Source organism: Desulfovibrio sp. SGI.102 (assembly GCF_050314315.1).
In the GTDB taxonomy this organism is placed as follows: Bacteria; Desulfobacterota; Desulfovibrionia; order Desulfovibrionales; family Desulfovibrionaceae; genus Desulfovibrio.
Window position 1 is genome coordinate 1 of the sequence record NZ_JBNPNC010000090.1, and the last position, 5,990, is coordinate 5,990.

Annotated in this window: 4 protein-coding genes; all 4 read right to left on the reverse strand. The window is 63.9% G+C overall.

Features of this window, described 5'->3' with window-relative positions; genetic code table 11:
- On the reverse strand, positions 1-767 hold a 767-nt coding region (locus ACQRCJ_RS11915; protein WP_297137526.1), incomplete at its 3' end, for a carboxymuconolactone decarboxylase family protein.
- Positions 768-1,093: 326 nt separating this feature from the next.
- Positions 1,094-3,253, reverse strand: a complete 2,160-nt coding sequence (locus tag ACQRCJ_RS11920; protein WP_168934452.1) for a RelA/SpoT family protein — start codon at positions 3,251-3,253, stop codon at positions 1,094-1,096.
- A gap of 307 nt (positions 3,254-3,560) precedes the next feature.
- Positions 3,561-5,102 carry a threonine ammonia-lyase, biosynthetic gene (ilvA, locus tag ACQRCJ_RS11925; RefSeq protein WP_168934453.1) on the reverse strand — a complete coding sequence of 514 codons (1,542 nt, stop codon included), beginning with the start codon at positions 5,100-5,102 and terminating at the stop codon, positions 3,561-3,563.
- Positions 5,103-5,544: 442 nt separating this feature from the next.
- On the reverse strand, positions 5,545-5,990 hold a 446-nt coding region (locus tag ACQRCJ_RS11930; RefSeq protein WP_427799883.1), incomplete at its 5' end, for a hypothetical protein.

Here is a 5,990-nt window from a genome sequence, read left to right on the forward strand (position 1 = left end):
GCCTCCGGCAGCACGCTGTTGACGCAGGCAAGGGCGTTGAGCGTGCGGGGGAAGCCGATGCAGGGCAGCATCTGCAGCAGGGCATCCACCAGCAGCTGCTTGCCGTTGCCCACGGCGGCATTGCCCTGCACATGGGCCTTGACCTGGGCCTCACAGCCGCCCAGCGCGCTGATGATGCAGAAGGTCAGCAGCTCCCGCAGCGGCAGATCAAGCCCCGTGCGCGTATAGATGTCGCCGAAGCAGAACGCGGAAAGATGCCGGACGAGGATCTCTCGCTGTCCTTCAGGGGCCGAAGCGTGCATCTTGCTGATGGCATCCCCGAAAATACCGGTCTGTACGGCAAGGCCTTTTTCAAAGCGGTCTTCTTCGCTCACCGTGCCGCCTTCAGGCAGGGGCAGGGCGATACCGGCGGCCTCCAGGGCGGCATCCGCATGGCGCAGGGCCGCCTCCGTCCGCGGGAAGCCGATATAGGGCGCGCACTGGTACAGGGCCTCGCGGATCTCTTCGGGACGCACGCCCTGATGCAGGGCGGCCCGTGTCTCCTCCCCTATCCCCTCCGGCGTCTGGATGGCGGCCAGGACGACCAGGGTGATGAGGCGGCGCCGACGCGCATCCAGGCAGCCCTGTCCGGCGATCTCGCCGTATTCCAGGCGCTCCCGGATAGCCGCCAGTTCGGGATCCGTCCCGGCCAGTGCCGGGGCCCCCGTCTTGCCCAATTCCTTCCTGTACGCTTCCGCTTTCTGCATCCTGTCCATGGTGTTCCCCACGATATCTTCAACGGTTGTGCCGGATGCCCCGGCATGAGAAAGACGGCCCGCTGCCGCATACCGGGGAACGCAACGCAAAGATGCCTCCTGCTCCCCGTCGACGCAGACCGGAAGGCTCCGCCCTTTTCCGGCAGATCCCGTCCGGGCAACGGACCTTTGTCCTGTGCTTACCGGGATACGCCGCCCCGGCTGCCGGGTACAGACCTGTTCCTGGCAAATAGTTGCCCAAAACTGTCGCGGGATGGCCCACGAAAAAGGGGACACCTTGCGGTGTCCCCTGCGTATGTTCACTGAAAGGCTGCGCCACGGCAGCCGGGCGGGATGGGCTAGGCTTCTTCGGTATCGCGCACCACTTCGAGGATGCCGGACTGGCCGCGGATGGCCTCGATGACATCATAGAGCTGGGTGGCGTTGCACACTTCCACGGTCAGGCGCAGTTCGGCCCGGCCGTCCACCAGCGCCCGCGAAGACAGCGCCGTGATGTTGATGCCCTGCAGGGCCAGGAGCTGGGCGATGCCCGCCAGCACGCCGCTGCGGTTCTGGGCCAGGATGAAGATGCCGGCCTCGTAGGGCTTTTCCTCCTCGCCGTCCCAATGCACGGAGATGAGGCGCTCCGGCTCCATATTGGCTACATTGGGACAGTCCGCACGGTGGACGGTGACGCCCATGCCGCGGCTGATGTAACCGATGATGGGGTCCCCCGGCACCGGGTTGCAGCACTTGGCAAAACGCATGAGCACGCCGTCACAGCCGGAGATGCCCACGCCGTCGCTCTTGCGCTTGGCGGCTTCCTTGCTTTCCTTGATGGTGGGCGTGGCCGGTTCCGCAGCCGCGGCATTGTCGGGATGCAGGACGGCATAGAGCTTGTTGAGCACACGGCGCGGCGTGATATGCGCATAGCCCACCGAGGCCACCAGCTCGTCCACGTTCTCGAAGTTCATCTCCTGGGCCACGATGGCCAGCTGGCCGTCCTTCAGGGCGCGCGCCACATTGAGGTTGACCTTGCGGCCTTCCTTTTCCAGCATGTCGCGGCCCAGGGCCAGGGCATGGGCGCGTTCCTCGGTACGCAGGTAGCGCTGGATGCGGCTGCGGGCGCGGGCCGTCTTGACGATCTTGAGCCAGTCGCGATTGGGGTTGCGCGAAGGATCGGTGATGATCTCCACGATGTCGCCGTTCTTGAGCGGCGTGCCCAGCGGCATGAGGCGGCCGTTGATCTTGGCCCCGGCGCAATGATGGCCCACCTTGCTGTGGATGTGGAAGGCGAAGTCCAGCGGCGTGGCGCCTTCGGGCAGTTCCTTCACGTCACCGGCAGGGGTGTAGACGTAGACCTCGTCCTTGAACAGGTCCAGCTTGAGCGAATGCATGAACTCGCGCGAGTCCGCTTCGTCGCCCTGGCGCTCGAAGATTTCGCGCAGCCAGGAGAACTGTTCCAGGTCCTTGGAGTTGACCCGGCCCTTTTCCTTGTACAGCCAGTGCGCGGCCACACCGTGTTCGGCCTGCCGGTGCATCTCTTCGGTACGGATCTGGATCTCGATGCGCTCGCCCTCGGGCCCGATGACCGTGGTATGCAGGCTCTGGTAGCCGTTGGCCTTGGGCATGGAGATATAGTCCTTGAAGCGCCCGTGCACCGGCTTCCACTGCGAGTGCACCAGACCGAGCACCGCGTAACAGTCGCGGATGTCCTTGACCAGCACGCGGAAGGCCATGATGTCGTGCATCTCGTCCAGGGTCAGGGACTGGGACTGCATCTTTTTGTAGATGCTGTACTTGTGCTTGATGCGCCCGTAGACCTGCCCTTCCAGACCGTTGGAAGCCAGCAGATCCTGGATGAGGGAGACCACCTTTTCGATGATCTGCTTTTCCACCACCTGATGCGCGTCCAGCCAGTGGTCGATCTGGTTGTAGATGTCCGGCCGCAGGTATTTGAAGCTCAGGTCCTCCAGCTGGCGCTTGAGCAGGTACAGGCCCAGACGGTTGGCCAGGGGCGCGTAGATATCCATGGTCTCCTGGGCGATGCGGCGCTGCTTGTGGGGCTTCTGGAAATCAAGGGTGCTCATGTTGTGCAGGCGGTCGGCCAGTTTGACCATCAGCACGCGCATGTCGTGGCTCATGGCCAGGATCATCTTGCGGATGTTCTCGGCCTGCGCCTCTTCCTTGTTCTCGAAGACGATCATGCTGATCTTGGTGACACCGTCCACGATGTCGGCCACGTCTTCGCCGAACTTGTCGTCGATCTCTTCGATGGTGGTGCCGGTGTCTTCCACCGTATCGTGCAGCAGGCCCGCCGCCACCGTGGGCTCGTCAAAGCCCATGTCGGCCAGGGTATAGGCCACGGCCAGCGGATGGGACAGATAGGGCTCGCCCGAAAGGCGCGTCTGCCCCGCGTGAGCTGTGGCGGCGAACACATAGGCCTTCTGGATCAGCTCCAGATTGGCATCATGGTTGTTGGCCGCCACCTTGTCGAGAATTTCCTGAATACGAATCATAGCGTCCTGCCAGACGGTAAAAAGTTGACGATACCGGTTTTGTCCATGTTCGGCCAACTGTCCCGGCTTGTCAATGACGACGGCCCGGAAGGCAGGGACAGGCGAGAAAAGCTCCCTCCGGCCCGGGGAGGCCGATGCAGGCATCAGGATAGTCCGCAAAGGAGCCATGCTGCCGGGCCTCTCTCAGCCCTCCCGCGCTCTCCTTGTTGCCGCCGGGATCTCCGGGGCCTGTGAACAGCAGGAGGCCGCCCCCGAAGGAGCGGCCTCCCGACAAGCATCATGGTCTGTCCGTGCAGACCGGCATCAGTTAGTTGTCGTGATGCCAGCCCAGGAACATCTTGTAGGCCGGGTTGTCGGTCTCATCCACATGCGGGTAGCCCATGCGGTCGACGCGGGCCAGGAACTCCTCGAAGTCCTCGCGCCGCTCTTCGGGAACTTCCACCCCCAGCAGCACGCGGCCGAAGTCCGCCCCGTGGTAGCGGTACTGGAACAGGGTGAAGTTGTAGGTCACGCGCATGGCGTCCATGAAATTGAGCAGGGCGCCGGGCCGCTCGGGGAAGAAGAAGCGGATCAGGCGTTCGTTGTGCACCTGGGGCGCGTTGCCGCCCACCATATGGCGCAGGTGCAGCTTGGCCAGTTCGTTGTCCGTAAGGTCGCAGGCACTGAAACCGGCAGCCCGCAGGTCTTCCAGCACGGAGGCCACCTCGTCGCTGTTCTTGATGTCGATGCCCACCAGCACATGGGCGTTGACCGGGTCGGCGAAGCGGGTGCACAGCTCGGTGATGTTGCGGCTGCTGATGGCCTGCACCAGCTGGCGGAAGCTGCCCGCCTTCTCGGGGATGGTCACGCCCAGCAGGGCTTCGCGGTTGGCACCGAAGCGCGCCCGTTCGGCCACATGGCTCAGACGGTCGAAATTCATGTTGGCGCCGCTGACCACGGCCACCAGGGTGGTGTCGCGCAGGTTGCCCGCACGGGCATAGGCACGCAGACCGGCCAGGGCCAGCGCACCGGCCGGTTCGGCCACCACGCGGGTATCTTCAAAGATGTCCTTGATGGCGCCGCAGATGGCGTCCGTGTCCACGGTGATGATGTCGTCCAGCAGGTCGCGGCAAAGAGCAAAGGTCTCCTCGCCTACCAGCTTCACAGCCACGCCGTCGGCAAACAGGCCCACATCCTTGAGCTCCACACGATGCCCGGCCATGATGGAACGGCGCATGGCGTCGGAGTCCACGGGCTCCACGCCGATGACGCGGATCTCGGGCCGCAGGTTCTTCACATAGGCGGCCACGCCGGCGGCAAGTCCGCCCCCGCCGATGGGCACGAAAATGGCGTGAATGGGGTCGGGATGCTGACGCAGGATCTCCATGCCGATGGTGCCCTGTCCGGCAATGACATCGGGATCGTCAAAAGGCGGGATGAACACGTAGCCGGTCTCCTTGATGAGATCCAGCGTATGCCGCCAGGCATCGCTGAAAGACTCACCGAACAGCACCACCTGTCCGCCCAGACGGCGCACGGCATCCACCTTGATGGCGGGCGTGGTCACAGGCATGACGATGACGGCTTCGCATCCCAGACGGCGGGCGGCCAGGGCCACGCCCTGGGCATGGTTGCCGGCCGAGGCGGCGATGACGCCGCGGCGCAGCTCTTCGGGAGAAAGACGGGCCATCTTGTTGTAGGCGCCGCGCAGCTTGAAGGAAAACACAGGCTGCAGGTCGTCCCGCTTGAGCAGCACGCGGTTGCCCAGGCGGCGGGAAAGGCTCACGGCCTCATCCAGCGGGGTCTCGACGGCCACGTCGTAGACCCGGCTCAACAACACCTTGTTCAGGTACTCGCTATGATTCGACATGGAAAACATCCCTTGTAAAAACGGTGCGCCTGCTCACGCCAGAGGCAGGCGGAATCTTTGGAGCATATACCCATTACACACGCCCCACAAGGGGCCGGAGAGCCGCCTTTCCGCAGAACAGCGGCTTTTCCGGCCACGGCTGCTCCTGCGGGCTCCCCTCTCCCTGCAACGCGCTCCCGTCCCGCAGACGCTGCGGCCCTTGCCTCAGGCCCATCGACTTCTCCTGCATATGACGACAGCTGCAGACATGCCCCGAGCCCGCCATCTCTCCCACGGGCCTCCACCTGACGGAACCAGTCACACATGGATCTTCCTGCCATAAAAAAAGACCGCCATCCCACGGACGACGGTCTTTTTAGACAAACGGTCTTTTCCTGCCCCGTCAAGAGCAGTCCGCGCCTGCGTTCGCTGTCCCCCCAGCAGGAAGCGGCACGGAAGCAGCCTATTTTTTCAGGGCCAGCGAATCCACGATGGCCTGGGCCTGGGCATCATCCACCTTCCCGGCCAGCAGGACGAGCACATACCGGTCAGCTCCCAGAGCCAGCACGCCCCGCATGGGGATGTTCCCCGCATGGCCCTGCATTTCGTAGACATCATCGGCCCGGGGCCGGACATCCGGCGCGTCCAGCATCTTGCGGTACTCCTCCACGATATCGGCACGGCTACGCGCACCGTTGAGGCCTGTCACCAGGCTCACCATGATGCCGGCATCCGGGGAAAGCATGGTCACGGAGCCCTTGTCCTGGGCCTCGATGGTCCAGCCCTCGGGGATGTCCACCGTGAAGAAACTGTCCGCCCCCAGGGGAGAAGCCAGGACGGGCGCGGCCCCCCAGAGGAAGCAGCACAGCAAGATAGCGCAGCATTTCATGCTTGATCTATTACCTGTTT